Raw genomic sequence first — 25,619 nt, 5'->3', positions numbered from 1 at the left:
CTGCCCCTCCCGAGGTTCCCTGCTCGGCCCTCCCCGCAACGCGGCGTAAACTATCAGGAACCCTGCCTGATAGATAGTTGGTTGTACGTCCCATGCGGCCGGCGGGGCCACCGATCTGGGAGGATCCCCGTCATGCCCGCATCACCGAGCACCGCCCGGGCCATCAACGACCGGCTGGCCCTGCGGCTGTTGCAGCAGGAAGGCCCGCTCACCGCAGGGCAGTTGAAGCAGCTGACCGGACTGTCCCGGCCGACGGTCGCCGACCTGGTCGACCGGCTGACGGCCTCCGGGCTGATCACGGTGGTCGGCGAGTCCGGCGAGCAGCGCCGGGGGCCCAACGCCCGCCTCTACGGCATCGTCGCCGACCGCGCCCGTCTCGCCGCGCTCGACGTCCGCACCGAAGGCGTCTTCGTCCTGGTCTCCGACCTGGTCGGGCGGGTGCTCGCCGAGGCGTCCGCGCCGATCGGCGGGAACACCGGGACCGGGCCCGCCGTGGAACAGGCGGTGGCCGCGGTCGAGAGCGCCGTGAAGGAGGCCGGCGCCCTGGGGGCGCCCCCGCGCGAGGGTGTTCGAGCCTGGGGGCGGCTGCACACCGTCGGCATCGGCGCGCCGGGCCTGATCGACCCCGTCACCGGGGACCTCCGGGACTCGGCCGGCCTGCCCGCCTGGCACCGCAGTCTGGCCGCCGCCCTCCAGGACCGGCTGCCCGGCGCCCGGGTCACCGTCGAGAACGAGACCAACCTGGCCGCCCTGGCCGAACAGCGCGAGGGCGCCGCCCGCGACCGGGACACCTTCGTCCTGCTCTGGCTGGGCCACGGCGTCGGCGCCGCGGTCGTCCTGGACGGCACCCTGCGCCGCGGCGCCTCCGGCGGCACCGGCGAGATCGGCTTCCTGCCGGTCCCGGGAACCGGCGCGCTGCCCTCGGCGACCGACTGCGACGGGGGCTTCCACTCACTCACCGGGGCGGCGGCGGTCGTCGCGCTGGCGGCGGAGTGCGGCCTGCCCGTGCCGGCCTCCCCGGACGGCCCGGGGGCGGCGGAGGCGGTACGCGGTGCGGTGGCCGAGGTGGCGTCGGCGGGGGCGGGGCGCGGTGCGGTGGCCGAGGTGGCGTCGGCGGGGGCGGGGCGCGGTGCGGTGGCCGAGGTGGCGTCGGGGGAGGCGGTACGCGGTGCGGTGGCCGAGGTGGCGTCGGCGGGGACAGGGGGCGGCGGGGTGGTGCCGGTCGGAGCAGCGCGCGGGGTGGTGGCCGAGGAGGCGTCGGGGGGAGCCCTCGGCCGGGGGACGGCCCGCGGGGTGTCCGATGCGGTGGACCGAGAGACGGAGGACCCCGCGGGTCGACCGGACGCCGGCACCGCACGGGTGCCCGCTGTCTCCGGCGACGGTCCGGCCGGCCGCTTCCTCCACGCCCTGGCCGACCGGATCGCCGTCGGCGCGGCCTCGGTGGTGGCCGTCCTGGATCCCGGGTGTGTGGTGCTCGGCGGAGAGGTCGGCCAGGCCGGGGGCGAGGTGCTCGCCGAACTGGTGGGGGAGCGGCTGCGCCGGATGTCACCCCTGGTCACCGAGGTACGGCCGAGCAGCCTCGGCGGTACGGCCGTACTGCGCGGAGCGCTGCTCACCGCCCGGGAGCGGGCCCAGGACGACCTGTTCACCCCACCGGAGCGCTAGGGCCCGGCCGGCGCGGCATCGGGGCTTTCTCCCGAGGGGAGGGGTTTCGCAGTTCACCCGGATGGGTGCTCAGCGCCCGCCCCCACCCCTGGACCGCCGCGCCAGGTGCTCCTCGAAGGTCACCTTGCCCAGCGCCCGGTCCGGCGCGAGGTGGCTCCCCGTCCGGAAGGCGCGGTACGCCCTGCCGAACAGCGGCACCTGCACCACCGGGCGGCGCCGGCCGGTCGCCCGCAGCCAGACGCGGGCCAGCGAGTCCAGCGTGCGGATCTCGGGGCCGGCCAGATCCGGCACCCGCCCGGCCGGTGCCGCGAGCGCCAGCTCCGCCAGCCGTTCGGCCACCTCGGCGACCTCGATCGGCTGGTCCGGCACCCCCGCCGGGGCCATGACCACCGGGAACTTGGCCAGGCCCGCGAACAGCTCCGCCAGGAGATCGTGGAACTGGGTCGTCCGCAGCACGGTCCAGCCCAGCCCGGACTCCTCGACCAGCCGCTCCACCGCGAACTTGGTCCGGTAATAGCTCAACGGCACCCGGTCGACGCCCACGATCGAGATGTAGACGAGATGGCCCACCCCGGCCCGCCGGGCCGCCGCGAGCAGGTTCCGGGCGGCCTGCTCGTCGCCGCCCCGGGGGTTGCTCGCGCAGTGCACGACCGTCTCCACGCCGGCCATGGCCGCGTCCAGGCCGGCTCCGCCCGCGCGCAGGTCGACGGCGTAGGGCGGCGTGTGCCGGCTGAGCACCCGGACCTCGTGCCCGTCCGCCCGCAGTCGCTCCGTCACGAGCCGGCCGAGGGTTCCGGTTCCGCCGGTCACCAGGATCGTGGTCATGCCGTTCTCCGTCCCTTTCGACGCCCGGGCGCTCCCGCGGGAACACCCCCTTCGTCGCATGGGACCGGACAGCCGCCCGTAAACGTGACATGGGCCGGCGGATTTCGGACGATGTCACGCGCCGCCTCCCCGGAGCCCTGCCGGAGCGCTGCCCGAGTCCTGACGGCCCGGCGACGGGCAAGGGCCGTCGTCACCGCCGCCGGGCCCGTCCGCACCCTAAAAGGACTAGACCAGTACGGTCAATGGGTCCGGACCGACGTCAACGGACTGCCCCGGCAGTTCAGTTGGCCAGGCTGACCGCATGGCGCGAAGTCAGCGGTACGCACTGTGAGCGAGCCCACACCGCTCACCCGTATGGACGAGTACCGGGCGTGGCACACTGGCCCTGTACCAGAAGCAGCGCACTCCGGGGTCGGTGAAAGTCCGAACCGGCGGTTACAGTCCGCGACCCGGTCGCTTCCAGCGGCCGGTTGACCAGGTGAAATTCCTGGACCGACGGTTAAAGTCCGGATGGGAGGCAGTGCGCGGCGGGCGGGCACGCGTGTTTCCGTGTGCGCGCCGCCGAATCTGGGCTCGTCCCTACGCGGACGGGTCCGTTCCGGCGACGCCTCCGGTGTGTGCTCACCCGTGACTCTGTCGTCATCGACAGGCCCCGGAGTCCGTGCCCGAAGAGGCAGGAGGACCCGGGAAGTGTTCACCGGAATCGTCGAAGAGCTGGGTGAGGTCACCGCCGTCGAGAACCTCGGCGACGCCTCCCGCTTCCGGCTCCGCGGCCCCGTCGTGACCGAGGGCGCGCAGCACGGCGACTCCATCGCCGTGAACGGGGTCTGTCTCACCGTCGTCGAGCACGAGGGCGACGAGTTCACCGCCGACGTCATGGCCGAGACCCTGAACCGCTCCAGCCTGGGTGCCCTCACCGTCGGCTCCCGCGTCAACCTGGAACGCCCCACCGCCGTCGGCGCCCGCCTGGGCGGCCACATCGTGCAGGGGCACGTGGACGGCACCGGCGAGATCCTGGCGCGCAACCCCTCCGAGAACTGGGAGATCGTGAAGATCTCCCTCCCCGCGGCCCTGACCCGCTACGTCGTGGAGAAGGGGTCCATCACCGTCGACGGCATCAGCCTCACCGTCGTGGACGCCGGCCCCGACCACTTCACCGTCAGCCTCATCCCGACCACCCTCGCCCTGACCACGCTCGGCGTGAAGCAGCCCGGCGACCCGGTCAACCTCGAAGTGGACGTCATCGCCAAGTACGTGGAGCGCCTGCTCGCGGCCGGACAGGGGGCAGGCCGGTGAACTCGCTCAACACCGAGGCATTCACCCTGTTCGGGCAGCACATCCTGTGGTCCGACATGATCGGCAACATCCTCGGTCTCGTCGGCCTCGCCCTCGGCTGGCGCCGCTCCCTGTGGACCTGGCCGGTGCAGTTCGCCTCCGGCCTGATCCTCTTCGCGGCCTTCTACGGCCACCTGACCGGCAGCGCCGGCAAGCAGGCCGTGGTCATGGCGGTCGCCGGCTACGGCTTCTGGCAGTGGAACCGCGGCCGGGACAAGGGCGCGGACGGCCACATCGCGCCTCGGTTCGCCACCTGGCGCGAGCGCGGCGCCATGGTCGTCGCCGCCGCGGCCGGCACGGTCGCCGTCGCCCTGCTCTTCACGGCCTACCCGAAGCTCTCCTGGGACCCCTGGCCGGACGCCTACATCTTCGTCGGCACCATCGTCGCGATGTACGCCCAGGCCAAGGGCATGGTCGAGTTCTGGTTCGCCTGGCTGCTCGTCGACCTCGTCGGCGTGCCCCTCAACTTCGCCAACGGCTACGCCTTCTCCGGCTTCGTCTACGTCATCTACGGCGCACTCGTCCTGTGGGGCATGCGCGACTGGTGGCTGCGCTCCCGCAGGGGCCCGCAGCCCGCACTGGAAGGAGCGCCGGCATGACCTCGGCACCGCTGCTGTACGAGACCGACGGCATCGAGCACTTCACGCTCGACCCCGTCGAGCGGGCCATCGCCGACATCGCCGCGGGCCGCCCCGTGGTCGTCGTCGACGACGAGGACCGGGAGAACGAGGGCGACCTCGTCATCGCCGCCGAGAAGGCGACCCCCGAGATCGTCGCCTTCATGATGAGTGAGTGCCGGGGCCTGATCTGCGCCCCCATGGAGGGCGACGAGCTGGACCGGCTGCGGCTGCCGCAGATGGTCGAGGACAACACCGAGTCGATGAAGACCGCGTTCACCGTCTCCGTCGACGCCTCCGCCGCCCACGGCGTGAGCACCGGCATCTCGGCCGCCGACCGCGCCACCACCCTCCAGCTGCTGGCGAGTGGTACCGCCGAGCCCACCGATCTCGTCCGCCCCGGCCATGTCTTCCCGCTGCGCGCCAGGCCCGGCGGTGTCCTCGTCCGCAACGGCCACACCGAGGCCGCCGTCGACCTCGCCCGGCTCGCGGGCCTGCGCCCGGCCGGCGCCATCGTGGAGATCGCCGGCGAGGACGGCCGCATGCTCCGCCTGCCCGAGCTGATCCCGTTCGCCCGCAAGCACGGCCTGACGATCATCTCCATCGAGGACCTGATCGCCTACCGCCGCGGCAGCGAGCCCACCGTGCGCCGCGAGGCCGAGACCCGCCTGCCCACCCGGCACGGCACCTTCACCGCGTACGGCTACCGGTCCACCCTCGACGGCGTCGAGCACGTCGCCCTCGTCCACGGCGAGATCGGCGACGGCGAGGACGTCCTGGTCCGCGTCCACTCCGAATGCCTCACCGGCGACGTCTTCGGCTCCCTGCGCTGCGACTGCGGCCCCCAGCTGGACACCGCCCTGGAACGCATCCAGACCGAGGGCCGGGGTGTCGTCGTCTACCTGCGCGGACACGAGGGGCGCGGCATCGGCCTGCTGTCCAAGCTGCGGGCCTACGAGCTCCAGGAGCAGGGCCACGACACCCTGGACGCCAACCTCGAACTCGGCCTGCCCGCCGACGCCCGCGACTACGCCGCCGGCGCCCAGATCCTCGCCGATCTCGGCGTGCGCGGTGTCCGGCTGATGACCAACAACCCCGACAAGAGCGACGCCCTGCTGCGGCACGGCCTGAAGGTCACCGGCCGTGAGCCGATGCCCGTCCAGGCCGGCGAGCACAACCTCCGCTACCTGCGCACCAAGCGGGACCGGATGGGGCACGACCTGCCCTGGCTCGACACGCCCGCCGTGTCGGCCCCCACGGCCGCGTCCGCGGCCACCTGTGGCAACCAGTAAGCAAGAAGGCACTGAGGAGAGACGTGAGCGGCAAGGGTGCACCGGAGCTGTCCGTACGCAATGTGAGCGACCTCAGGGTCGCCGTCATCGCGGCGCAGTGGCACGACAAGGTGATGGACGGTCTGGTGAACGGCGCCCTGCGCGCCCTGCACGAACTGGGCATCGACGAGCCCACGCTGATCCGGGTCCCCGGCAGCTTCGAACTGCCGGTCGCGGCCAAGGTCCTCGCGGGCCGCGGCTACGACGCCGTGGTCGCCCTCGGCGTCGTCATCCGGGGCGGCACCCCCCACTTCGACTACGTGTGCCAGGGCGTCACCCAGGGCCTCACCCAGGTCTCCGTCGAGACCGGCGTCCCCGTCGGTTTCGGCGTCCTCACCTGCGACACCGAGGAGCAGGCCCTGGACCGGGCCGGACTGGAGGGCTCGAACGAGGACAAGGGCCACGAGGCGGTGACGGCGGCAGTGGCGACCGCGGCCACGCTGCGCTCAGTATCCGAACCTTGGCACTAGGTCGGCCACCACAACGGCTAGGGTGGGGCTCACCATGTCCAAGAAGACGTTCGAGGAGCTCTTCACCGAGCTCCAGCACAAGGCCGCCCAGGGCGATCCCGCCACCTCCCGTACCGCAGAGCTGGTCGGCAAGGGCGTTCATGCCATCGGCAAGAAGGTCGTCGAAGAGGCCGCCGAGGTCTGGATGGCCGCCGAGTACGAGGGCAAGGAGGCGGCTGCCGAGGAGATCTCGCAGCTGCTGTACCACGTCCAGGTGATGATGGTCGCCCGCGGGATCTCCCTGGACGACGTCTACGCCCACCTGTGAAGACCGCCGGCCCGCACCCACACCGCCCAACGCGAAGGAAGCCGACCCCATGCTGCGCATCGCCGTCCCCAACAAGGGTTCCCTGTCCGGCCCTGCGGCGGAGATGCTGCATGAGGCCGGCTACCAGCAGCGCCGCGAGTCCAAGGAACTGCGCATCGTCGACCCGGAGAACGAGGTCGAGTTCTTCTACCTCCGCCCCCGCGACATCGCGATCTACGTCTCCTCCGGCCGCCTCGACATCGGCATCACCGGCCGTGACCTACTGATCGACTCCGGCGCCCAGGCCGAGGAGATCCTGCCGCTCGGCTTCGCCCGCTCCACCTTCCGCTTCGCCGCCAAGCCGGGCACGGCCGACGGCATCGAGGACCTCAAGGGCCGCACGGTCGCCACCTCCTACGAGGGGATCGTCGCGAAGCACCTCACCGACAGCGGCGTCGACGCCTCCGTCGTCCACCTGGACGGCGCCGTCGAGACCGCGATCGAGCTGGGCGTCGCCGAGGTCATCGCGGACGTCGTCGAGACCGGCACCAGCCTGCGCAACGCGGGCCTGGAGGTCTTCGGCGAGCCGATCATGAAGTCCGAGGCGATCGTCGTCCGCCGTACCGGTGCCGACGCCGAGGAACCGAAGGTCCAGCAGTTCCTGCGCCGCCTCCAGGGCGTCCTGGTCGCCCGGACGTACGTGATGATGGACTACGACTGCCGGGTCGAGCAGCTGGAGAAGGCCGTCGCCCTCACCCCCGGCCTGGAGTCCCCGACCGTCTCCCCGCTGCACAACGAGGGCTGGGTCGCGGTCCGCGCCATGGTCCCCGCCAAGGAGGCCCAGCGGATCATGGACGACCTCTACGGCATCGGCGCCCGCGCCATCCTGACCACGGCCATCCACGCCTGCCGCCTGTAGAGGGGTACGCCCACCGATGTCCGACCTGCCCACCCTGCCCGCCACCTTCCGGCCGGGCCGCACCCGGGTGATCCTGCTCACCGCCGGTGTCGTGATGTTCCTGGTGATGAGCGGCATCGCGATGTCGCTGGAGCACCTCGGACCGGGCGACCGGCTCACCTTCATCATCACCGGTGCGCTCATCTTCTGGGTCCTGGCCCAGCTGGCCCGGGTGAAGGTGGTCGCCGACGACTCCGGTGTCACCGTGGTCAACATCGTCAGCAGGCGCCGCCTGGCCTGGGCGGAGATCCTGCGGGTGAACCTCCGGCCGGGCGACCCCTGGGTCTTCCTCGACCTCAGCGACGGCACCAGCCTGCCCGCGCTCGGCATCCAGCCGGGCGTCGCCAAGCAGCGGGCCATCGCCGACGCCAAGACCCTGCGCGCCCTCGCCGAGGCCCACTCGGGCCCCTCCGGCCTGCCGCACGAACCCAGATCTTGATTAATCTGGTGGGCGGAGGCCGTCTCGCTGCGCCTCCGCCCCTGCGCGCCGCCCGGTGCACGGGGGCTCCTGCTACCCGAGGAGTGACTCCCCCCGGCGATGGACGGATCGTCCTGTAGTACCTGCGCCACCCCTGCCCGACACAGCGGGAAGGCGGTGGCAGCGTGACCATCTCCCTGCTGCTCCTCGGAGCGGCGTTCCTGTTGATCCTCGCCAACGGCTTCTTCGTGGCGGCCGAGTTCGGCCTGGTGACGGTCGAGCGCCCGGACGCCGAGAAGGCCGCCGCGGACGGCGACGCCCGCGCCCGTACGGTCGTGGAGTCGCTGAAAGAGCTGTCCTTCCAGCTCTCCGGCACCCAGCTCGGCATCACCATCACCTCCCTGGTCGTCGGCATGCTCGCCGAGCCGGCCCTGGCCGGGCTGCTGCGCGGCCCCTTCGCCGCGCTCGGCTTCCCCAAGGGAGCCGCCTCCGGCATCGCCGTGGTCGTCGGCATGCTGCTGGCCTCCGCGATCCAGATGGTGATCGGCGAACTCGTACCCAAGAACTGGGCGGTGTCCCGGCCGCTCCAGGTCGCGCGCTTCGTCGCCGGCCCCCAGCACCGCTTCGCCCGTCTGTTCCGCCCGGTGATCTCCGCGCTGAACACGGTCGCCAACCGGCTGGTCCGCGCCCTCGGCGTCGAGCCCGCCGAGGAGCTGGCCTCCGCCCGCACCCCCGGTGAGCTCGTCTCACTGGCCCGGCACTCCGCCCAGGCCGGCGCCCTGGAGCAGGACACGGCCGACCTGTTCGTCCGCACCCTGTCCCTGGGCGAGCTGACCGCGCAGCACGTCATGACCCCCCGCGTGAGGGTGAGCGCGCTGCAGGACTCGGCCACCGCCGAGGACGTCGTCAACCTCACCCGGGCCACCGGCCTGTCCCGCTTCCCCGTCTACCGGGAGAAGATCGACGAGATCGTCGGCATGGCCCACCTCAAGGACGCGCTGGCCATCCCGGTCCACGACCGGCTGCGTACGCCGGTCGGCCGTATCGCCCGCAAGGCGCTCCTGGTCCCCGAGACCCTGCCGGTCCAGCCGCTGCTCGCCCGGCTGCGCAGCGAGCAGCCCATCGCGGTCGTCGTGGACGAGTACGGCGGCACGGCCGGTGTGGTCACCCTGGAGGACATCGTCGAGGAACTGGTCGGCGAGGTCCGCGACGAGCACGACGCCAAGGACATGCCCGAGCTGGCCCCCGCTCCGCCCGAGGACGGCAGGCCCGCCTGGGACGCGGACGGCAGCTGCCGCGTCGACATCCTCCAGCGCATAGGTCTGGACGTGCCCGAGGGACCGTACGAGACCGTCGCCGGGCTGGTCGCCGATCTGCTCGGCCGGATCCCGGCCCCCGGTGACCGGGCCGAACTGCCCGGCTGGCGGCTCTCGGTCCGCCAGGTCGGCCACTACCGCGCCGAACGGGTCCGCCTGGTCAGGACGGTCCCCGCGGCCGGTGTGTTGGAGGCGGCCCGATGAGCGCCCTGCAACTGGTCTTCGCCGCGCTGCTCGTGCTCGCCAACGGCTTCTTCGTCGGCGCCGAGTTCGCGCTCGTCTCCGTCCGCCGCAGCCAGATCGAACCGCTCGGCACGGCCCGGGCCCGCCAGGTGCTGTACGGCCTCGAACGCCTGCCGCAGATGATGGCCGCCGCCCAGTTCGGGATCACCGTCTGCTCCCTGACGCTCGGCGCGGTCGCCGAGCCGACGGTGGCGCACCTGCTGGAGCCGCTGTTCGAGTGGATTCACCTCCCGGACGGCGTGATCCACCCCCTCGGCTACGTCATCGCCCTGGCCGCGGTGGTCTTCTTCCACCTGGTCATCGGCGAGATGGTGCCGAAGAACCTGGCCATGGCGGCGCCCGAGAAGGCGGCGCTCTGGCTCAGCCCCGGCCTGGTGTACTTCGCCCGCCTCTGCAGGCCGATCACCGTGTCCCTCGGGGCCTGCGCCCGGGCCGTCCTGCGGCTGTTCCGGGTCGAGCCGAAGGACGAGGTGGAGGCGGTCGTCACCACCGAGCAGCTCAACCGGCTGCTGGAGGACTCCGGCCAGGCGGGCCTGCTCGGTCCCGAGGAGCGGGAGCGCCTGGAGGACGCGCTGGAACTGGGCTCCCGCCCGGTGACGGACGTTCTGCTGCGCCGCGAGTCCCTGGTCACGGTGACCCCGTCGGTCACCCCGGGACAGATCGTCGAGCTGACGGCCCGCACGGGCTACTCCCGCTTCCCGGTGGCCGCCGGCGAGAAGGGCCCCTTCATGGGGTACGTGCACGTCAAGGACGTCCTCGACCTGGAGGACTCCGCCCGGGCCGTCCCGCAGCACGTCTGGCGCCCCATGGCCACGCTGCGCGCCGAGCTGCCGCTCGACGACGCCCTCACCGTGATGCGCCGGGCGGCCACGCACCTGGCCCAGGTGGCGGACGCGACGGGCAGGGTGCTGGGTCTGGTGGCCCTGGAGGACGTCCTGGAGATGCTGGTGGGTGAGGTCCGGGACCCGGCACACCGGGACATGCCGGAGCCGAGGGTGAGCGGGGAGCCGGAGGGAGCACTCGCCGGCTGACCCGGGGTGGTGACGGGGAGCTGTGCGGCTGCCGGCCGGTTGGTGGGTGGCTCGCGCGGTTCCCCGGCGACCCACCGGGGCGCCTCACATACCCGGGGGATCGTGCGGCCCCCGCCCCGACAGCACCTCCCCGTACGCCTGCATCAGGTCGGGCAGCCGCAGCGTCGCCAGGTCCTCCCGGGAGAGCGACCCGGCGTACGTCGACAACCGCAGATCCCGGTACGCGCAGCTCTTCTCGTACAGCGTCCGCAGGAAGCGCCCGTTGCCCAGCTCGTCGATCCACCCCTGATCGACCACGTGCCCGGCGATGGAACGCAGCTCCTCCAGCGACTCCTCGTCCCACAGGTCGCCGTTCTCCGCCGCGAGGACCTTCCCGATCTCGGTGAGTTCCGGCGGCCGGTACGACGGGAAGTCCACCCGGGTGGTGAAGCGGGACGACAGGCCGGGGTTGGCGGCGAGCAGGCGGTCCATGCCCTCGGGGTAGCCGGCCAGGATCACCACCAGGTGGTCCCGGTTGTCCTCGGCCCGCTTCAGCAGCACCTGCAGCGCCTCGTCGCCGTACGCGTCCCCCTTGCCGTACCCGGAGTTGGACAGCGAGTACGCCTCGTCCACGAACAGCACCCCGCCGATCGCGGAGTCGATCAGCTCGTTGGCCTTCACGGCCGTCTGCCCGAGGTACTCGCCGACCAGGTCGGCCCGCTGGGCCTCCACGAGGTGGTCGCCGCCGAGCAGGCCCAGGGCGTAGAACACCCGGCCCAGGATGCGCGCGACCGTGGTCTTGCCCGTGCCGGACGGGCCGGAGAAGACGAAGTGCCGCTTGGGCGGCTGCACCGGCAGCCCCTGACCGGCCCGCAACCGCGCCATGTTGAGCTGCGCGGACAACGCCTTGACCTGGCGTTTCACCGGTTCGAGCCCGACCATGCGCTCCAGTTCGGCGAGCGCCTCCTCAAGTAGGCCGGGATCGGTCGGCCCGGCCGGGATCGGCGCGGCGGACACCCCGGCGACCCCCGTCTTCCTCCGCACCGACGGATCGGTCACCGACGGCAGCGGCCCGGTCGGCAGGTCGGGCTCCGGCAGCCGCAGATCGCGGCCCTCCACCCCGAACAGCGGATCGAACAGGTCCGCGCCGTCCACCGTGTCCTGTCCGGCGCCGGTCAGGGTGATCGCGACGAAATCGGCCGCGTCGTCGTACCCGTCGCCCTCGGCGATCGCGGCGAGCCGGGCGGAGGTGTCCATGAAGGCCGGGTCGACCCGGTGCACCGCCCGGTACAGGGGGAGTGCCGCGGCGCTGCGGCCGGTGCCCTCATGGGCCCGGGCCAGCCAGTACCGCAGCTCCTTGCGCTGCGGCTGTTCGCTGCGGCACCGCATCAGCGCCGCCGAGAGCAGCGGTTCGGCGTGGCCGTACATCTCCAGCCGGACCCGGGCCATGCCCCCGAACAGGCCGGCCTCGATGCCGAGCATGGGGTCGTCCAGCAGCGGGTCGGTGTGCCGGACCAGCTGCTCCCAGTCCTTGACCAGATAGGCGCGGCAGGCGTGCAGGAAGCGGACCTGGGCGTCGGCGTCGACCGGTGGCAGCCCGGCGAGGGCGCGGTCCAGCTCGGGCACATGCCGGCCGTCCAGCCAGTGGGAGGCGTGCGCCAGCAGCAGATCACGCGGACTCTCCAGCACCGGCTGCACCCACCAGCCCAGCCAGTACCAGGAGTTGAGGGCACGGCGGTGCCGGGCGCGCTGTTCGCCGAACCGGTCGCGGTGCCGGAACATCCGCAGCAGCGCGGTGGTCGTGTCGACCCGCAGCGCGTGCAGCCCGAGCCAGCCGTCCGCCATGCCCGGGTCCATCCGCACCGCGGTGCGGAACTCCTCCTCCGCCTGCGGGTAGGCGCCCATCGTGTAGGCGTCCACACCTCGCAGCCAGGCGAGGTCGGCCGGGGCCTCGGGGCCCTGCGTGCCGAAGTCCATCACGTCCCCCCACAGACCGTGCCCCCGTGGTTCACCGCCGGGCAGTCGCCCGATGGTCGCCGCGGTCGAACCGCTGTGCCGCGGACCGGAGTTGCCGGTGCGCGGGGCAGCCGCCCGAAGGCCGCACCGAGGGCATCGTACCCGCGGTACCCGCGCGCGCCGAAGGGTGCCGCACAGGGCGTTCGGCGAGGTGGGAGCAGACGGGGCGCACGGCGTTTCGTGACCCAGGGTGAGAGGGCCGGTGCGCGCAGCGCCCGGGAATCCGGTCCTGCGGGCAGAACGAAGCCCCCGGTCACGGGGGAACAACCGGGGGCTTCGTGTCGGTGGGCGACTCCGAAAGCCGCACATTGAGAACGTAAGTCCTGTACGGCCCCCGGGTCAAGCACAGTTGAGCTCTCGGAGAAGTTGCCCCGCAAGGCTCTTCACAACTTCACCACATCGCGGATGGCCCATCACTCAGCGTCATATCCGGCCCGGCGCCGGCGATCACCCGCGGTCCCGGCAGCACCTCGTACCCCTCCTGTCGCTGCAACACCAGGAGATCGGCGTGGGGGCGCGAGGGGTCGGCGGCGAAGTGCGCGCGCTCCGCCGCGACCCAGCCGTCCCAGAACTCCCGCTGCTCCGCCCCGTCCCGCAGCCGGCCGCGCGCCCAGGACTCCTCCTGGGACAACTCCATCCACAGCAGCCCGGCCAGATACGGCCGCAGCGCACGGCGGCCGGCGCCGACGCCCTCGATCAGGACGACGGGTGCGGCCGGCAGCGGGCGCGGGGCGCCGAAGGCGCGGGCCCGCCAGTCATAGGGGGTGAAGCGCGCCTCCTCGCCGCGCGCCAGCGGTTCGATCACCTCGGTCATGAGCCGCCCGGTCCAGGCGAAGAGCTGTGCATGGCTGGCGATGTCGTCGAGGTGGAGCACCGGAGCCCCGCCCAGCGCCCGCGCCAGTCCTCCGGCGAAGGTGGACTTCCCGGATCCCGCGTGCCCGTCGACGCCGATCAGCCGGACCGGTCCCAGCGAAGGGGGGAGCCCGCGCAGCCGGGCGGCGAGGTCGTGAATGGCGATTCCCGAGGTGTGATGCGGTGTGGGGGGTTTTCCGCGAAACAGTCTAGTAGTGGCCCATAGTGGCTGGACCGGTGGGCGTCCCGGCGGCCGGGAAAGTCGCGTTTTGAATCACCGGCCGGCGGCCAGTCAAGGGCATCGATAAACATTCCGAATCCTCTGACCGAAATGTCGAATTCGGCGTTCCGGGTGTGCTCCACGCTGAGTAAGGTGCCTCCTGCGCAACGTGATGCGTCGCATGGGAACTGGCAGGGGGACATGGCCGCGGAGTTATTCGAGGGGCACTACGTGTGGCATCCGGCGGCCGACGACCGCACCCTGGCGAGCGTATGCGTCGATGTGCGCGCCGGACGCTACCGATACGCCCATGAGGCGCTGGCCGAGACCCGCGCCGACTTCGCGCTGCGCGCCCACCGCTCGCTGGTCCTCGCCTCCGAGGCGGCCGGCACCGACCTGGTGGAACGCTGGCTCGACGAGGAGCCCACACCCGAGGCCGCGCTGATGTGGGCCCGGGTCGCGGTACAGCGCGCCCTGCGGGCCGCCGACGCGCGCGACGAGAGAGCGCAGGCGCTGGAACGGATCGCGCTGGCCGCCTGCGACCGGGCCGCCGACGCGGCCCCCGCCGACCCCACTCCCTGGGTCGCCCGGCTCGCCATGGCCCGGCTGCACCGGCTGCGCGACCCGGCCCCGCAGGGACTGCTCACCGCACCGCCCGGCCCCTGGCGGCTGTTCGCCCACATCCTCTCCCTGGACCCCTGGCACCGCGAGGCCCACCACCGCTTCCTGTCCTGCTTCTTCACGCGGTACGGCGGCTCGGTCACCGCGGCCTGGGACGTGGCCGCCTTCCTCAGCCAGCGGGCGCCCGGCGACTCCGCTCTGCGGCTGCTGCCCCTGGTGGCCCTGGTGGAGAGCTACAACCCCACCCAGCTGCTCGCCGACCAGGTCTGGGAGCAGCCCCAGTGGCGCTCCACCGCGCTCTCGATCTACCAGAACTGGCTGCCGGCGGTGGCCGGTTACCGCTTCACGCCGGTGCTCGACCTGGCCTACCTCGCGCACGCGCTGGTCATGGCCCAGCGCGAGTTCGAGGCCCGGGCGGTTCTCACGGTGATGGGCCCGTACGCCTCGCGCATGCCCTGGAGCGCCTTCGGCGACCCCGCCGAGCAGCTCTCCCGGGCCCGGCGCGCCTGCGGCCTGCCCGTCCCGGGGCCCGGCTGACCCCGCTCGTCCCCCCTGCCCCTCGAGAGAAAGGCCGATCTGTGTCGGAACGGATGTCGACTCCCCGGGCGTGGACCCGGGCCGCGGACACCGTCGTGCTCGACGACGACGCCACCCTGCACGCGATGGGTTATCCGCGAAAACTCACCCGGCGCTTCCACGCGTTCGACAATTTCGCGATCTCCTTCACCATCATCAATATCCTCTCGGGTATTTTCTCGTCCTTCGGATTCGGTTTGAACGCGGGCGGCCCGCGCATTCTCGTGTTCGGCTGGATCGGTGTATCGGTGATGGTTCTCCTCATCGGTGCCGCCATGGCGGAAGTCGCCTCGGCCTTTCCGACGAGCGGTGCGCTGTACTTCTCCGCGGGTAAACTCGCCAAGCGGCACAAGGGCGCCTGGTCCTGGTTCACGGGCTGGCTGAACTTCGTGGGCCAGATCGGGGGCACCGCCGCCACCGGATACGCCGCCGCCACCTTCATCCAGGTGTTCGTGCAGTTGCAGTGGCCCTCGTACCAGCCGACCACGCACCAGACGGTGCTGATCACGGCCCTGGTCATCGTCCTGCAGGGCCTCGCCAACACCTACACCGTCCAGCTCGTCGCCCTCCTGAACCGCATTTCCGTGTGGTGGCTGCTGGTCGGACTCGTCGTGATCGTGGGCGCACTCATCGTGATGCCGGACCAGCATCAGTCGGCGTCCTTCGTCACGCATTTCGAGAACAACACCGGTTTCACGAACGGGCTTTACGGCGGCATGCTCGGCCTGCTGGTCACGAGCTGGACCTTCACGGGCTTCGACGGCAGCTTCCACATGTCCGAGGAAACGGTCCGAGCCACGGTCAGCGCACCGAAGGGCATCACCCGAGCCATCGGCTATTCGGCGATCACCGGCCTGATCCTGATGCTCGCATTGGTCTATAGCATTGGCGACTACGCCAAGGTGTCCGGCGCCGCCGCGCCGCCCGTCCAGATCCTCATCGACGGCCTCGGCCTGCGCACGGCCAAGGTGATGCTCCTCATCGTCATCGGCGCGATGCTCTTCTGCGGTCTCGCCAACCTCACCAGCAACACCCGCCAGATCTTCGCCTTCTCCAGGGACGGCGCCATGCCCGGCTCCCGCTGGTGGCACTCGGTCTCGCTGCGCACCCGTACACCGGTGAAGGCGGTGTGGCTCGCGGTCGCCTGCTCGCTGGCTCTGGTGGTGCCGGGCTGGTGGTCGCACACGGCGTTCACCGCCATCGTCAGCGTCAACGTGGTCGGGCTCTTCCTCGCCTACGCCGTGCCGATCTTCCTGCGGCTGCGGCTCGGTGACGCGTTCCAGCCCGGCCCCTGGCACCTGGGCCGCTGGGGCAGGCCCATCGGCTGGCTGGCGGTGATCTGGATCCTGCTCAGCAGTGTGCTGTTCATGCTGCCGCAGGCTTCGCCGATCACCGTCGACTCCTTCAACTACGCGCCGATCGCCCTCGCCGTCGTCCTGCTGGTGGCCACGGTGTGGTGGTTCGCCACCGCCCGCCGCCGCTTCCAGGGCCCGGTCAGCTACGGCCGCCCCGACGAGGTCGCGGCGATGGATCTGGTCTGACCGGGCCGTCCGACCGGGCGGCCGTCCCCCTGCCAGTGGCCAAGACCAATAATCCTGGCGTGGCATGCGCCGAAGTGCTGGCAGGGGGGTCCGGCCTGCTCCATAGTTGGCGCACAACGTGCACCGGACCAGCCCGACTCGGACACCCTGGGGGTCATCGCGCCCATGAGCAGAGCCGAACAGCCGTCCCGCAGAACCGTCCTGGCGGTGGCCGTCGCCGCGGCGGTGACCGGCGCAGCGGCCCCCGCTGCCGCCGCCGCACGGCGCCCCGCCGCCGACGCCGACGTCCCCGGCCGGGCGCAGGCCCGCCCGATCGACTACCACGCCTGGACCACGTACCGCGACTGGCGCGGCGGGACCGCCCAGGGCGCCCGGGCCGTCGCCGGCCGCCGGCCCGGCATCGTCATCGGCGCCGCCGCCGGCCGTACCGACTACACCGACCCGCACACCGGCACCACCGCCACCTGGGACTACGCCACCTGGACCTCCCCGGCGCACCGCCTCACCGTGCCCGCGACCGAGGTCGTCGCCTCCTGGAACGCGCACACCCCCGCCGGTACCTGGCTCCAGGTGGAGCTGCACGGCACGTACTCCGACGGCACCGACACGCCCTGGTACGTGCTGGGCCGCTGGGCGGCCGGTGACCAGGACATCAAGCGGACCTCGGTGGACGGTCAGAGCGACGGCAGGAGCACCGTCTGGACCGACACCTTCGCCGTCGACGACGCGAGCACCGGCCTGCGCCTGGCGGCGTACCGCCTGCGCCTCACCCTCTACCGCCGGCCGGACACGCACCTCACGCCGACCGTCTGGCGGCTCGGCGCGATGGGCTCCGACATCCCCGACCGCTTCACCGTCCCGGCCTCCGCCCCCGGCCTCGCCCAGGAACTGGCCGTTCCGCGCTACTCGCAGGAGATCCACAAGGGCCAGTACCCGGAGTACGACGGCGGTGGCGAGGCCTGGTGCAGCCCGACCTCCTCGCAGATGATCATCGAGTACTGGGGCGGCCGGCTCACCCGCGAACAGCTGTCCTGGGTCGATCCGTCCTACGCCGATCCGCAGGTCGACCACGCGGCCCGCTTCACCTACGACCACCAGTACGAGGGCTGCGGCAACTGGCCCTTCAACGCGGCCTACGCCGCCACCTTCGAGGGCCTGCAGGGCGTGGTCACCCGGCTCGCCTCCCTGACCGACCTGGAGACGCTGATCGCGGCCGGCATCCCGGCCATAACGTCCCAGTCCTTCCTGAAGGAGGAGCTGACCGGTGCCGGGTACGGCACCTCCGGGCATCTGATGACCGTGATCGGCTTCACCGCGGACGGCGACGTGATCGCCAACGATCCGGCCTCGCCCGGCGACGAGGCGGTGCGGCGGGTCTATCTGCGCCGGGAGTTCGAGAACATCTGGCTCCGGACCAAGCGGTACAACGCCTCCGGCAAGGTCGCCTCCGCTACCGGAGGGGTCTGCTACCTCTACTTCCCCGCCCACATTTCACCACATCAGAGAGCTGCACTGGCCTCAGTAGGCGTCCGCTGACAGACAAATGCCGGGTCTCCCTGCTTGCGGGAAGACCCGGCATTTCTCTTGATCAACGCGTCCTGGGGAGCGTCTGGGGAGATCCACTTCTAGGAGTTCTCGAACCAGTTCTGCATCGCTGAGCGGCCCCGGCCGTCCGCCTCGGGCATCATGTGCGCGTAGATCCGGAGGGTGATCGACGGATCCGCGTGGCCCAGCCACTTCGAGACTGCCACGATCGGCTCCCGCGCGTCCAGCTGTACCGACGCGAACGTGTGCCGAAGCGCATGGAAGCCGTTCTCCCGGCTCTCCACATACTTCAGCACCGTCCGGCTCACTCCCGGCCGGTGCCGGATCGGCTGCTTCGTCTCCACCGGCGGCGGAATCACGCCGGCACCCGCCAGGGCCGGCTTCCATACCCGCGTGTCGAAGCTGTCCCGTCTGAGGGCACCGCCGAGGGCGCCCGTGAGGATCAGCGCGTGCGTCTGCGGCTTGCGCTCCTTCTCCTCGCGCTCCGTCGTAGGCGGCCTCGGGTCCTTCCACGGCAACGTGATCTCCTGCGCAGGCCGCTGCGCCAGGGCTTCCTCGATCCTCTTCAAGAGGTAATCGGGTACCGGCACCTCGCGGGTCTTCTCGCCCTTCGGCAGGGCGAAGGCGAGCTTGGCGCCCACCTTCTTGACCTGCCGGCGCACCAGAATGCGCCGGCCGTCGAAGTCGATGTCGGCGAGCGACAGGCCGAAGACTTCGCTGGAACGCAGGCCCGCCCCGACGCCGAGGTCGACGCAGAGGCGGAACCGTTCATCCATCGCCTCTTGCACAGCGAGCACCTGTTCCTTGCTCCAGGCGCGTGGCTTGACGGGAGGCTTGGACGGCACGCTCAGCGTCGTCTGCTTGCGGCAGGGGTTGCGGGTGATGCGCTCGTCGTCAATCGCCGACTGAAAGACGGAGGACAGGTATCCCCACGCCTCGTTCGCCGTGCCGGGGCCGACGGTCGCCTTCAGGGTCTTCAGCCAGTCGGCAAGCTGGGCGGTCTTGATCCCGTTCAGCTGATAGTCGCCCAGGTGGGGGACGATGTGGTTCCACACCCGCCCCTTCACCGTGCGCTCGGTGGTGGGGTTTGCGTAGTCGCGGCGAGGCCACCACTCATCCGTGATGTAGTCCTTCAGCAGCATCTGGCCGCGGCGCGGGTCAACGAACTCGCCCGAGGACGACTCGTGCTGGGCTTTCGCCAGCCACGCGTTGGCCCCCTCTGGACCGTGCAGCTTGCTGAACGACCGGTCCTTCACGCCGGGGATGCCGGCCACGCGATACCTAAGACCCTTGCCCCAGCGTTCCGTCCTGCGCTTCTCGCCGGTGACCGGGTCCGGTTTCTTCGTCATCCACCGGTCTTCGATGTACCCGGGCATGTGGCCCCCTTGCGTCCGTGCGTCAGGCTGCGCCCCTCTGGGGCGGATCCATCGTGACGATCTCACCCTGCCAGAGCTGGAACCACTGGCCGCCGGCGAGGAATCGCTCGGTGGACTGGGTGAGGACCTTGGCGAACCAGTCTGGTGACGCGTCGGGGCAGACGTGAACGCGGACGACTCCCCGGAGCTCGCGGACCTGTACGCATGCACGCCAGTCGACGTCGGGGTCGGTGACGTACTGGACGGTGAGTGGGCTCTCAGGGTCGTCAGCGCCGATGATCCGGCCGCGCCAGATTTGGAACCAGCCGCACCCCGCCAGGAACTCTTGCAGTTCGGCGTTCAGGGCGTGGGTGATGTCGTTGATGTTGGCGCCGCGGTGGAGCTGGATGTCCAGTTGCCCGCGACTCTCTTCTATCTTGACCAAGCGGCCGGGGGCGAGATCGTCGACGGTTCGGTAGACAACGCGCAGCATGAACCCTCCCCTTGTTGCGGTGCGCTCGGGCGACATGGGCCGAAAGCGCACGGTTGGGGAAGGGTACGTCCCGTGAGCAGGCCGCGACAATCCGTTCAACTGAATGTCTACTTAGGGACTTTTCAGTCGCGGGACTGCTTCGCTAGGAGAGTCCCCGCTAGTCGTTCTCGCGGCGGGCCCGCTCGTCTGCTTCGATCATCGCGCGCCAGCGTCGCAGCTCAGACTCGGGCATTCCGGCCAAGTGCCCCACAATGATCCGGACTTCGTCGTTGTAGCCCGCCAGTTCGGTGACCTCGTATTCCAGCCACTGTTCTGCTGCTGCCGCCTTGATGCGGCGAAGGCTCACGCCGAGCGCGTTGGATAGCGCCCGCATCTGTGTAGGACTGGGAGCGTTGGCCGGCGGGTTGCTGACGAGTCGCTGCAGGTAGGGCTTGGACAGTCTGGTGCCCGATTCGGTGTCGACCGCCCGGGCGGACATCTTCGAGTAGGAGAGACCGCGGTCGTTGGCGTCCTGGATGAGCCGCGAGAGCGCACCCTTGGTCGGCGCTGCCGTCCCGGCTTCCGGGTCGGTGGCCGCTGCCGTCATGTCCTCATCCTCTCGGGTCACGTCAGTACCGACTGTCTCTATAGAGGGCGGTGGATGTCGGGAAAGTACCAGCTCAGTCCCTACAACCATCTTGGATCGGAGACGATCCGTCTACAGACGCATGCTATCGAGCCACGAAGTGTGCCGATAGTCGACCCTCGGCCGTCTCCAGTCTGTAGACGACTCGTCTCGGTTGTGCTTAGCTATGTCAGGCAAACAGCTCCGCACCACTCGGGGGAATCGTGAGCCGACGTTGGTCCCTGCGCAGTATCCCGTTCTTCAGGCACTGCATGCTCAACCCCGGCCGAGGAGAGTCCTTCTCGGTTCGCAGCCTGGCCGAAGCCTCAGGCGTAGGCCAGGGAGTCATAGACAAACTCCTGGCTGGCAGGCAGCGCACAGCCGACGTGCTCGACGCCATCGCCCTCGCGGAGGCCCTCGGAGTCGCCATCAATGTTCTTTTTGCGGCTCCAGTGTCTCCGAATCTGAACCGAACGTCTCGTCCGTCTGCCCCCACGAGTGAGGAATGAACCCGATGCAGACCAAGCAGCCCAAGACTCCGCCGAAGGGCTGGCTCTGGAGTGAAGACGCCGCCGACTACCTGGGCGTCTCTGTTACGACCCTCTACCGCTGGCGCCGTGACGGATACGGCCCGCAAGGAACGCTCCACGGCCGCCGCCGTTACCGCTACAAGATTGCCGACTTGAACGCCTGGATGGGCGTCGATTCCGGGCCGGCCGATCTGGCACTCGTCGCCGCCTGACGCGGCACACAAAGAGGCCGCCCGCAAACCCCAAGCCTGCGAACGGCCCCTGCGATCCACCCACACCATCCGCTGAACAGAGAGGTGGACCACCACCATGGTCTCATCCAAGAACGGACTCCCGGACATCGTCCGGCAGACGCCGGTCAAGACCGGCACCAAGAACCTGCTCGTGTCCACCATCCGGATCGGTGGTGGCTACTACGACACGGTCATCTTCGACGAGAGCAGCGACAAGCGGCACGACGGCTTCTTCCTCGGCGGCTACGCGATCAACCACTCGTCGAAGAAGGCCGGCAACCGCGACGCCGCGATGGACGACCACCGCGAGGCGCTGCACGCGGCCCGCACCGAGGAGCCCTTCCCGCCCCGCGGCGGCCACGACGACCTGTGCGCCTACGCCGCCGGCATCAGCTCGAACTGCACCTGCGGCGGTGTCCGATGAGCGACCTCCGTATCCCGACGCCGGACGCCGTCCGCTACTTCTCCGCCAGCCAGCTGCCCGCGCACGTGCGTGAGGCGGCGGCGGACGCGGACCGCGCCGAGCTGTATTTCGGCTGCCCCGTGTCCCCGCTGTCGGTGGAGGACTGGGGTGACCGGGAGACCGTGCTCGCCGAGTGGCACCGCGCCGACAAGCAGCTCGGCCGCCTCCCGCTGCGCCCCGAGCACGCCACGGAGGTGCTGTCGTGACCACCGACCTGTCCCGTCTGGACGTGCCGCTGCCCACGGTGGAGGCCGAGGCCTGGAACCGGGTCCACCCGGTTGGTACCCCGGTTGTCGCATACCCGGGTTGCCGGCCCGAGGACTTCCCCAACGACGAGCGCATCGTCACCTGGACCCGCAGCAAGGCCGAGGTCCTCGGCGGCCACACCGCGGTCGTCTGGGTCCACGGCCACAGCGCCTGCATCGCCCTCAGCCACGTCGACGTCCGTACCGCGGCCACGCCGGGGGAGCTCGCCGAGATGCGGCACTGGGTCGAGCCCCTCCTCGACTACACCTGCCGTGCGCAGGAGGCCGCGTCATGAGTGAGATCCCCGAACCCGTGTGGCGTCCTGTGCCTGGCTATGAGTTCGACTACGAGGTGAACGAGCAAGGTGACGTCCGTTCGCTCCCGCGCCAGGGCGCGAAGGGCGGCCTGCGGCGCCCCACTCTCGCCAAGGTCGGCTATCTGAAGCTCGAACTGTGGAGCAGGGGGCGGGGCGAGTCGCGGTACGTGCACGAGATAGTCGCCGCTGCGTTCCTGGGACCGCGTCCGATCGGCCTTGAGATCCGGCATCTGGACGGCAACCCGCTGAACTGTGCGCTGTCGAACCTGGCCTACGGCACTCATGGCGAGAACGTCCGGGACAAGCGGCGGCACGGCACCGACCACAACGTCAACAAGACGCACTGCCCGCAGGGCCACCCCTACGACGAGGCGAACACGATCCGTCTCTCTGGCGGACGCCGAGACTGCCGGACCTGTACGAACGCGCGGGCTCGTCGTCGCTACTGGCGACGCAAGGCCGAGTGGGTCGCCGCCCGCGAAGCCGACAACCGCCGTGCCAGGGAGGCGAAGTGAGCGACGACTACACCGAGCTGAAGCCCCTCGCGGCCGTCATCGAGCACTCCATACAGGAGACGCCGATCCGACTCGGCACCGACGACTGGGGCACCATCCTCGGAGCCCGCCTCCTCGCCGACGTCTCGGTCTACATGGGCCGCGTCCTCGGACCCGACGCATCCGTCCTGGCGGCCATCGCCAACGAGCGAGCCCGACAGGACGCCAAGTGGGGCGAGCAGAACCACCCCAACGGCACCGGCCTGGCCGGCGACGACGGGCGCGCCGAACTTGCCCGTGAGGTCTGCCAGGCCATGGCCCGCCGAGGCGAGACGACGTGGCGCGGGGTCCTCGCCGAGGAGGTTGCCGAGGCATTCGCCGAGACCGACCCGGCGCTGCTGCGGAACGAGCTGGTGCAGGTGGCCGCCGTCTGCGCCGCATGGATCGCCGCCATCGACCGCCTCGACCTGGAGCCGGTGCGGTGAGCGCGACGACGTGGCCGCCGCCGGCACCGTCCGCCGACGACATCGCCGACCTGCACGCCGGTCTCGCACACGTCTTCGGTGACGACCCCACCCGCTGGGACGCCGAGGTCCGAGAGCTGTGGGAGCTGGCCCAGCTCACCCGCGAGGTGGCCACGTGACCGCCCCGCTGCCCACCCCGCGCACCTCGCCGATGGCCGGCTTCGTCAACGCGGTCGCCCGGCTGCACAACCGCAGGGCGCGCGCCCGGATCGCCGAGCTGGAACTGGCGATCGTCGCCGCCTACGAACGACCGCACGCCGACCGCATCAGCGCCAGCTACGAGGCCAGCCTCGCCGCCGGCTACATCGACTACAGCTTCTTGGAGGTGTCGTGAGCATCGCGATATCCGTCCGCGCCGCCGGCAAGCACAGTGCAGCGAACACGGACCTGCGGGCCCGCCGCGCAGAGGCCGACAACATCCGGCTCACCGCCGCCCTGGAAGACCGCGAACGCGACCTGCACACCGCGCTGATCCGCGGCTGCCAGGACGCCATGCGGATCGCCTGGCTGGAGGAACAGCGGGCCGGGCTCGTCGCCCACTGCCGGGAGCTGACGCACAAGACGATCCGCGCCCTGGCCGAGCAGGAGCGGCTGAGGCAGGCCGTCGTCAACGCCCGGCCCCGGATCCGCGAGGTGCCCACCGACCTGGTCCGGCCGTACTCGCCGGTCGTCGTCCTGCCCTACGTCTCGCCGGTCGACCACGAGGAGGTGGCGTCGTGAAGCCGTGCCTGGGTCACGCGGACCTGTACGACATCGTCCTCTTCGACGACGCGCCCACCGCACAGCGGCAGCAGGCCGTGCACCGGGCCGCCGCCCTGTGCGCCACCTGCCCCAGCCAGTGCGGCCAGAAGGTCACCGTCGACAGCAGCCCCGTCGAACTGGTGCTGCTGGAGGCGGACTGGATGCCGGCCGCCCGCGAAGGCAGGCCGGAGCCGGAACCGCGCACCGTCCCCGTCAGGCGCCGCAAGCAGGACGGGCCGGCGGTCGGGCAGGACTACGTGCCCACCGGCCGCCGGGTCCCCGCCTGGGCGGTGATGGCCGCCGAGCTCGCAGCCTCCGGCCACAGCCTGACCGACATCGCCGCCGACCTGTGCGTCACCGAGGACACCGCCCGGCAGCTCATCGCCATCGGCCGCGGCGAACACCTCGAACGCACCGCCGCCTGAACTCCCGGTCGCCCGGCCGGACAGGTACGGGCGACCGGTGAACAAGCAGAACCCCGAGCGCTGCAATCGCCCGGGGATCCACCACCAGCATCCCACGGAGGAACCCGTGAACGACTACACCCAGGACGCCCTGTTCCCCGACAGCGCCGTACAGACCGAGGGATGGGCCCAGCCGGAGACCCGCAACGACGCCGACGACGACACCGTGGCGGAGGCGGCGTGAAACTCCGCATCGACCAGAAGCAGCTGGCGGAGGCCGCGCGCCGCGCACATCGCCGCCTGCCCAACAACCCGCTGCAGCCCATCCTCGGCGGGCTCCTGCTGGAAACCGACGGCGACGCGGTGACGATCTCCGGGTTCGACTACGAGACCAGCACCCGCGCCACCCTCGCCGCTGACGTCCTGGAGCCCGGCCACGTCCTGGTCCCCGGCCGGCTCCTCGCCGACGTGACCGCGGCCATGCCCGCCGGGCCCGTCGACCTGGTCGTCGACGACAACGAGGCCACCCTGACCGCGCCGGGCACCACGTTCACCCTGCCGACGATGGACCGCCGCGACTACCCCGCCCTACCCGAAGCCCCGGCGCCCGCGGGCACGGTGGACGGTGACTTGTTCGCCGCTGCGGTGGTGCACGCAGCACAGGCCTCAATGCCAGACAAGGAGGCCGCCGGGAACCTCGAAGGGTTCCGCGGGGTGCACGTAGCAGCCGACGGCGACCACCTCACCGTGTCCGCCTCCGACCGATACCGGATTGTGCGACACCGCATCCCGTGGACCCCGGACGGCGATGCTGTGGGCGACCTGCTGGTCCCCGCCGCCAACCTGTCGGCCACCGCCAAGCAGTTGACCGGCGGCCCTGTGCGGGTGGCGTTCACCAGTCCTGACCTCTCGGTGGCCGCTCTGGCCAACGACACGGTCACGGTGACGAGCCGCACCATCGCCACCCCGTTCCCCGACATCGACGGCTTCTTCCCCGACCCGGCCAAGGCGGTCGGCTGGATGCGGGTCGACGCCAGCGAGCTCCTGGAAGCGGTGAAGCGGGCTGGCCTTGTCAACGACAAGGAAGAGCGGCCGATCACCCTGGCCTTCGACAGCGACCAGCTGACCGTGAGTGGCGGCACCGAAGGCTCGAAGGGCGCCAGTCGCATCGGCGTGGAGGCCGCAGACCTGGACGGGTTCACGGGCGGCTACCGGCCCGGCTTCCTCGGATCGCTGCTCGCCCCCGTCGACGGCCTGGTGCAGGTCTGGTTCACCACCCCCAACAAGCCGGTGCTGATCCGGCCGGTCGACGACGACACCTACCGGGCCGTGTGCATGCCCGTCCGCCTCAAGTAGCCAGGAGACCCAAAC

Annotated in this window: 32 protein-coding genes and 1 riboswitch; of the genes, 26 read left to right on the top strand and 6 right to left on the bottom strand. The window is 71.1% G+C overall.

Annotated features, from left to right (window positions below):
* The first annotated feature begins 132 nt into the window (after window positions 1–132).
* Window positions 133–1,665: an ROK family transcriptional regulator gene (locus ACIGYR_RS22010; RefSeq protein WP_399600667.1), complete on the top strand. Its 1,533-nt coding sequence runs from the start codon at window positions 133–135 to the stop codon at window positions 1,663–1,665.
* Between the two features lie 69 nt (window positions 1,666–1,734).
* Here ACIGYR_RS22010 and ACIGYR_RS22005 read toward each other — a convergent pair whose 3' ends face one another.
* Window positions 1,735–2,490 (bottom strand): SDR family oxidoreductase, encoded by a 756-nt coding sequence (locus ACIGYR_RS22005; protein WP_399600664.1) that lies wholly within the window; start codon window positions 2,488–2,490, stop codon window positions 1,735–1,737.
* Window positions 2,491–2,887: 397 nt separating this feature from the next.
* A riboswitch (FMN riboswitch) is annotated at window positions 2,888–3,018 on the top strand.
* A gap of 162 nt (window positions 3,019–3,180) precedes the next feature.
* Between ACIGYR_RS22005 and ACIGYR_RS22000 the strand changes: the two genes are divergently transcribed.
* The 9 genes from ACIGYR_RS22000 (at window position 3,181) to ACIGYR_RS21960 (ending at window position 10,495) form a co-directional block, all read left to right on the top strand.
* A complete protein-coding gene (locus ACIGYR_RS22000; protein WP_399600661.1) occupies window positions 3,181–3,786 on the top strand; it encodes a riboflavin synthase in 606 nt (201 codons plus the stop codon).
* The gene (locus tag ACIGYR_RS21995) at window positions 3,783–4,424 is read left to right on the top strand and encodes a nicotinamide riboside transporter PnuC (protein ID WP_399600659.1); all 642 of its coding nucleotides are present in this window, start codon (window positions 3,783–3,785) and stop codon (window positions 4,422–4,424) included. The genes ACIGYR_RS22000 and ACIGYR_RS21995 overlap by 4 nt, the downstream gene beginning before the upstream one ends.
* A complete protein-coding gene (locus ACIGYR_RS21990; RefSeq protein ID WP_399600656.1) occupies window positions 4,421–5,734 on the top strand; it encodes a bifunctional 3,4-dihydroxy-2-butanone-4-phosphate synthase/GTP cyclohydrolase II in 1,314 nt (437 codons plus the stop codon). The genes ACIGYR_RS21995 and ACIGYR_RS21990 overlap by 4 nt, the downstream gene beginning before the upstream one ends.
* 23 nt (window positions 5,735–5,757) lie before the next feature.
* A complete protein-coding gene (gene ribH, locus ACIGYR_RS21985; RefSeq protein WP_391844784.1) occupies window positions 5,758–6,243 on the top strand; it encodes a 6,7-dimethyl-8-ribityllumazine synthase in 486 nt (161 codons plus the stop codon).
* A 34-nt stretch (window positions 6,244–6,277) separates the two neighbouring features.
* Window positions 6,278–6,550, top strand: coding sequence for a phosphoribosyl-ATP diphosphatase (locus ACIGYR_RS21980; protein WP_019983911.1), 273 nt, complete (start codon window positions 6,278–6,280; stop codon window positions 6,548–6,550).
* Window positions 6,551–6,599: 49 nt separating this feature from the next.
* Window positions 6,600–7,448 carry an ATP phosphoribosyltransferase gene (hisG, locus tag ACIGYR_RS21975; RefSeq protein WP_399600652.1) on the top strand — a complete coding sequence of 283 codons (849 nt, stop codon included), beginning with the start codon at window positions 6,600–6,602 and terminating at the stop codon, window positions 7,446–7,448.
* 16 nt (window positions 7,449–7,464) lie between these two features.
* Window positions 7,465–7,926 (top strand): PH domain-containing protein, encoded by a 462-nt coding sequence (locus ACIGYR_RS21970; RefSeq protein WP_391844787.1) that lies wholly within the window; start codon window positions 7,465–7,467, stop codon window positions 7,924–7,926.
* A gap of 164 nt (window positions 7,927–8,090) precedes the next feature.
* On the top strand, window positions 8,091–9,425 hold the full coding sequence (locus ACIGYR_RS21965) for a hemolysin family protein (RefSeq protein ID WP_399600649.1): 1,335 nt from the start codon (window positions 8,091–8,093) through the stop codon (window positions 9,423–9,425).
* Complete coding sequence (locus ACIGYR_RS21960) at window positions 9,422–10,495, top strand: hemolysin family protein (RefSeq protein WP_399600647.1); 1,074 nt, start codon at window positions 9,422–9,424, stop codon at window positions 10,493–10,495. Before ACIGYR_RS21965 ends, ACIGYR_RS21960 begins: the two co-directional genes overlap by 4 nt.
* Window positions 10,496–10,579: 84 nt before the next feature.
* Here ACIGYR_RS21960 and ACIGYR_RS21955 read toward each other — a convergent pair whose 3' ends face one another.
* Both ACIGYR_RS21955 and ACIGYR_RS21950 read right to left on the bottom strand, forming a co-directional pair.
* Window positions 10,580–12,451 carry an AAA family ATPase gene (locus tag ACIGYR_RS21955; protein WP_399600644.1) on the bottom strand — a complete coding sequence of 624 codons (1,872 nt, stop codon included), beginning with the start codon at window positions 12,449–12,451 and terminating at the stop codon, window positions 10,580–10,582.
* Between the two features lie 430 nt (window positions 12,452–12,881).
* On the bottom strand, window positions 12,882–13,502 hold the full coding sequence (locus ACIGYR_RS21950; RefSeq protein WP_399601342.1) for a uridine kinase: 621 nt from the start codon (window positions 13,500–13,502) through the stop codon (window positions 12,882–12,884).
* 261 nt (window positions 13,503–13,763) lie between these two features.
* On the opposite strand from ACIGYR_RS21950, the gene ACIGYR_RS21945 reads away from it, so the two are divergent.
* From ACIGYR_RS21945 to ACIGYR_RS21935, 3 genes are all read left to right on the top strand, one after another.
* Entirely contained in the window at window positions 13,764–14,720 is a 957-nt protein-coding gene (locus ACIGYR_RS21945) for a hypothetical protein (RefSeq protein WP_399600642.1), read from the top strand.
* A gap of 53 nt (window positions 14,721–14,773) precedes the next feature.
* Window positions 14,774–16,300: an amino acid permease gene (locus ACIGYR_RS21940; protein ID WP_391844796.1), complete on the top strand. Its 1,527-nt coding sequence runs from the start codon at window positions 14,774–14,776 to the stop codon at window positions 16,298–16,300.
* A gap of 165 nt (window positions 16,301–16,465) precedes the next feature.
* On the top strand, window positions 16,466–17,836 hold the full coding sequence (locus ACIGYR_RS21935) for a peptidase C39 family protein (RefSeq protein WP_399600639.1): 1,371 nt from the start codon (window positions 16,466–16,468) through the stop codon (window positions 17,834–17,836).
* An 89-nt stretch (window positions 17,837–17,925) separates the two neighbouring features.
* Here the strand turns inward: ACIGYR_RS21935 and ACIGYR_RS21930 are convergent, their stop codons facing one another.
* The 3 genes from ACIGYR_RS21930 to ACIGYR_RS21920 all read right to left on the bottom strand — a co-directional run bounded on the left by ACIGYR_RS21930 (window position 17,926) and on the right by ACIGYR_RS21920 (window position 20,279).
* Window positions 17,926–19,221: a tyrosine-type recombinase/integrase gene (locus ACIGYR_RS21930; protein ID WP_400014290.1), complete on the bottom strand. Its 1,296-nt coding sequence runs from the start codon at window positions 19,219–19,221 to the stop codon at window positions 17,926–17,928.
* A gap of 22 nt (window positions 19,222–19,243) precedes the next feature.
* Window positions 19,244–19,693 (bottom strand): hypothetical protein, encoded by a 450-nt coding sequence (locus ACIGYR_RS21925; protein ID WP_399600635.1) that lies wholly within the window; start codon window positions 19,691–19,693, stop codon window positions 19,244–19,246.
* 157 nt (window positions 19,694–19,850) lie between these two features.
* Window positions 19,851–20,279 carry a hypothetical protein gene (locus tag ACIGYR_RS21920; RefSeq protein WP_399600632.1) on the bottom strand — a complete coding sequence of 143 codons (429 nt, stop codon included), beginning with the start codon at window positions 20,277–20,279 and terminating at the stop codon, window positions 19,851–19,853.
* A gap of 290 nt (window positions 20,280–20,569) precedes the next feature.
* On the opposite strand from ACIGYR_RS21920, the gene ACIGYR_RS21915 reads away from it, so the two are divergent.
* From ACIGYR_RS21915 to dnaN, 13 genes are all read left to right on the top strand, one after another.
* Window positions 20,570–20,806 carry a helix-turn-helix domain-containing protein gene (locus ACIGYR_RS21915; protein ID WP_399600629.1) on the top strand — a complete coding sequence of 79 codons (237 nt, stop codon included), beginning with the start codon at window positions 20,570–20,572 and terminating at the stop codon, window positions 20,804–20,806.
* Window positions 20,807–20,811: 5 nt separating this feature from the next.
* Window positions 20,812–21,039: a helix-turn-helix transcriptional regulator gene (locus ACIGYR_RS21910; RefSeq protein WP_399600627.1), complete on the top strand. Its 228-nt coding sequence runs from the start codon at window positions 20,812–20,814 to the stop codon at window positions 21,037–21,039.
* A gap of 97 nt (window positions 21,040–21,136) precedes the next feature.
* Window positions 21,137–21,484 (top strand): hypothetical protein, encoded by a 348-nt coding sequence (locus tag ACIGYR_RS21905; RefSeq protein WP_399600625.1) that lies wholly within the window; start codon window positions 21,137–21,139, stop codon window positions 21,482–21,484.
* Window positions 21,481–21,729, top strand: coding sequence for a hypothetical protein (locus ACIGYR_RS21900; protein ID WP_399600622.1), 249 nt, complete (start codon window positions 21,481–21,483; stop codon window positions 21,727–21,729). The genes ACIGYR_RS21905 and ACIGYR_RS21900 overlap by 4 nt, the downstream gene beginning before the upstream one ends.
* Window positions 21,726–22,064: a hypothetical protein gene (locus ACIGYR_RS21895; protein ID WP_399600619.1), complete on the top strand. Its 339-nt coding sequence runs from the start codon at window positions 21,726–21,728 to the stop codon at window positions 22,062–22,064. The genes ACIGYR_RS21900 and ACIGYR_RS21895 overlap by 4 nt, the downstream gene beginning before the upstream one ends.
* Complete coding sequence (locus ACIGYR_RS21890; RefSeq protein ID WP_399600616.1) at window positions 22,061–22,600, top strand: NUMOD4 motif-containing HNH endonuclease; 540 nt, start codon at window positions 22,061–22,063, stop codon at window positions 22,598–22,600. The genes ACIGYR_RS21895 and ACIGYR_RS21890 overlap by 4 nt, the downstream gene beginning before the upstream one ends.
* Window positions 22,597–23,064, top strand: coding sequence for an NUDIX hydrolase (locus ACIGYR_RS21885; RefSeq protein WP_399600614.1), 468 nt, complete (start codon window positions 22,597–22,599; stop codon window positions 23,062–23,064). The genes ACIGYR_RS21890 and ACIGYR_RS21885 overlap by 4 nt, the downstream gene beginning before the upstream one ends.
* Complete coding sequence (locus ACIGYR_RS21880) at window positions 23,061–23,222, top strand: hypothetical protein (RefSeq protein WP_399600612.1); 162 nt, start codon at window positions 23,061–23,063, stop codon at window positions 23,220–23,222. Before ACIGYR_RS21885 ends, ACIGYR_RS21880 begins: the two co-directional genes overlap by 4 nt.
* Window positions 23,219–23,437, top strand: coding sequence for a hypothetical protein (locus ACIGYR_RS21875; protein ID WP_399600609.1), 219 nt, complete (start codon window positions 23,219–23,221; stop codon window positions 23,435–23,437). Before ACIGYR_RS21880 ends, ACIGYR_RS21875 begins: the two co-directional genes overlap by 4 nt.
* On the top strand, window positions 23,434–23,823 hold the full coding sequence (locus tag ACIGYR_RS21870) for a hypothetical protein (protein ID WP_399600607.1): 390 nt from the start codon (window positions 23,434–23,436) through the stop codon (window positions 23,821–23,823). Before ACIGYR_RS21875 ends, ACIGYR_RS21870 begins: the two co-directional genes overlap by 4 nt.
* Entirely contained in the window at window positions 23,820–24,269 is a 450-nt protein-coding gene (locus tag ACIGYR_RS21865) for a hypothetical protein (protein ID WP_399600605.1), read from the top strand. The genes ACIGYR_RS21870 and ACIGYR_RS21865 overlap by 4 nt, the downstream gene beginning before the upstream one ends.
* Before the next feature lie 37 nt (window positions 24,270–24,306).
* Window positions 24,307–24,492, top strand: a complete 186-nt coding sequence (locus ACIGYR_RS21860; protein ID WP_399600603.1) for a hypothetical protein — start codon at window positions 24,307–24,309, stop codon at window positions 24,490–24,492.
* A complete protein-coding gene (gene dnaN / locus ACIGYR_RS21855; RefSeq protein ID WP_399600600.1) occupies window positions 24,489–25,604 on the top strand; it encodes a DNA polymerase III subunit beta in 1,116 nt (371 codons plus the stop codon). The genes ACIGYR_RS21860 and dnaN overlap by 4 nt, the downstream gene beginning before the upstream one ends.
* Window positions 25,605–25,619: the final 15 nt, after the last annotated feature.

Source organism: Streptomyces sp. NPDC053076, assembly GCF_044546845.1.
In the GTDB taxonomy this organism is placed as follows: domain Bacteria; phylum Actinomycetota; class Actinomycetes; order Streptomycetales; family Streptomycetaceae; genus Streptomyces.
Note: the sequence above shows the minus strand (reverse complement) of the source record. Positions and strands in the feature narration are given on the sequence as shown.

Coding starts and splice junctions, on each gene's coding strand:
- ACIGYR_RS21900 (WP_399600622.1), top strand. CDS start 21,481: ATGAGCGACCTCCGTATCCCGACGCCGGACGCCGTCCGCTACTTCTCC.
- ACIGYR_RS21955 (WP_399600644.1), bottom strand. CDS start 12,451: ATGGACTTCGGCACGCAGGGCCCCGAGGCCCCGGCCGACCTCGCCTGG.
- ACIGYR_RS21935 (WP_399600639.1), top strand. CDS start 16,466: ATGAGCAGAGCCGAACAGCCGTCCCGCAGAACCGTCCTGGCGGTGGCC.
- ACIGYR_RS21910 (WP_399600627.1), top strand. CDS start 20,812: ATGCAGACCAAGCAGCCCAAGACTCCGCCGAAGGGCTGGCTCTGGAGT.
- ACIGYR_RS21905 (WP_399600625.1), top strand. CDS start 21,137: ATGGTCTCATCCAAGAACGGACTCCCGGACATCGTCCGGCAGACGCCG.
- ACIGYR_RS21990 (WP_399600656.1), top strand. CDS start 4,421: ATGACCTCGGCACCGCTGCTGTACGAGACCGACGGCATCGAGCACTTC.
- ACIGYR_RS22010 (WP_399600667.1), top strand. CDS start 133: ATGCCCGCATCACCGAGCACCGCCCGGGCCATCAACGACCGGCTGGCC.
- ACIGYR_RS21970 (WP_391844787.1), top strand. CDS start 7,465: ATGTCCGACCTGCCCACCCTGCCCGCCACCTTCCGGCCGGGCCGCACC.
- ACIGYR_RS22005 (WP_399600664.1), bottom strand. CDS start 2,490: ATGACCACGATCCTGGTGACCGGCGGAACCGGAACCCTCGGCCGGCTC.
- ACIGYR_RS21980 (WP_019983911.1), top strand. CDS start 6,278: ATGTCCAAGAAGACGTTCGAGGAGCTCTTCACCGAGCTCCAGCACAAG.
- ACIGYR_RS21925 (WP_399600635.1), bottom strand. CDS start 19,693: ATGCTGCGCGTTGTCTACCGAACCGTCGACGATCTCGCCCCCGGCCGC.
- ACIGYR_RS21930 (WP_400014290.1), bottom strand. CDS start 19,221: ATGCCCGGGTACATCGAAGACCGGTGGATGACGAAGAAACCGGACCCG.
- ACIGYR_RS21940 (WP_391844796.1), top strand. CDS start 14,774: ATGTCGACTCCCCGGGCGTGGACCCGGGCCGCGGACACCGTCGTGCTC.
- ACIGYR_RS21945 (WP_399600642.1), top strand. CDS start 13,764: ATGGCCGCGGAGTTATTCGAGGGGCACTACGTGTGGCATCCGGCGGCC.
- ACIGYR_RS21960 (WP_399600647.1), top strand. CDS start 9,422: ATGAGCGCCCTGCAACTGGTCTTCGCCGCGCTGCTCGTGCTCGCCAAC.
- ACIGYR_RS21890 (WP_399600616.1), top strand. CDS start 22,061: ATGAGTGAGATCCCCGAACCCGTGTGGCGTCCTGTGCCTGGCTATGAG.
- ACIGYR_RS21920 (WP_399600632.1), bottom strand. CDS start 20,279: ATGACGGCAGCGGCCACCGACCCGGAAGCCGGGACGGCAGCGCCGACC.
- hisG (WP_399600652.1), top strand. CDS start 6,600: ATGCTGCGCATCGCCGTCCCCAACAAGGGTTCCCTGTCCGGCCCTGCG.
- ACIGYR_RS21915 (WP_399600629.1), top strand. CDS start 20,570: ATGCTCAACCCCGGCCGAGGAGAGTCCTTCTCGGTTCGCAGCCTGGCC.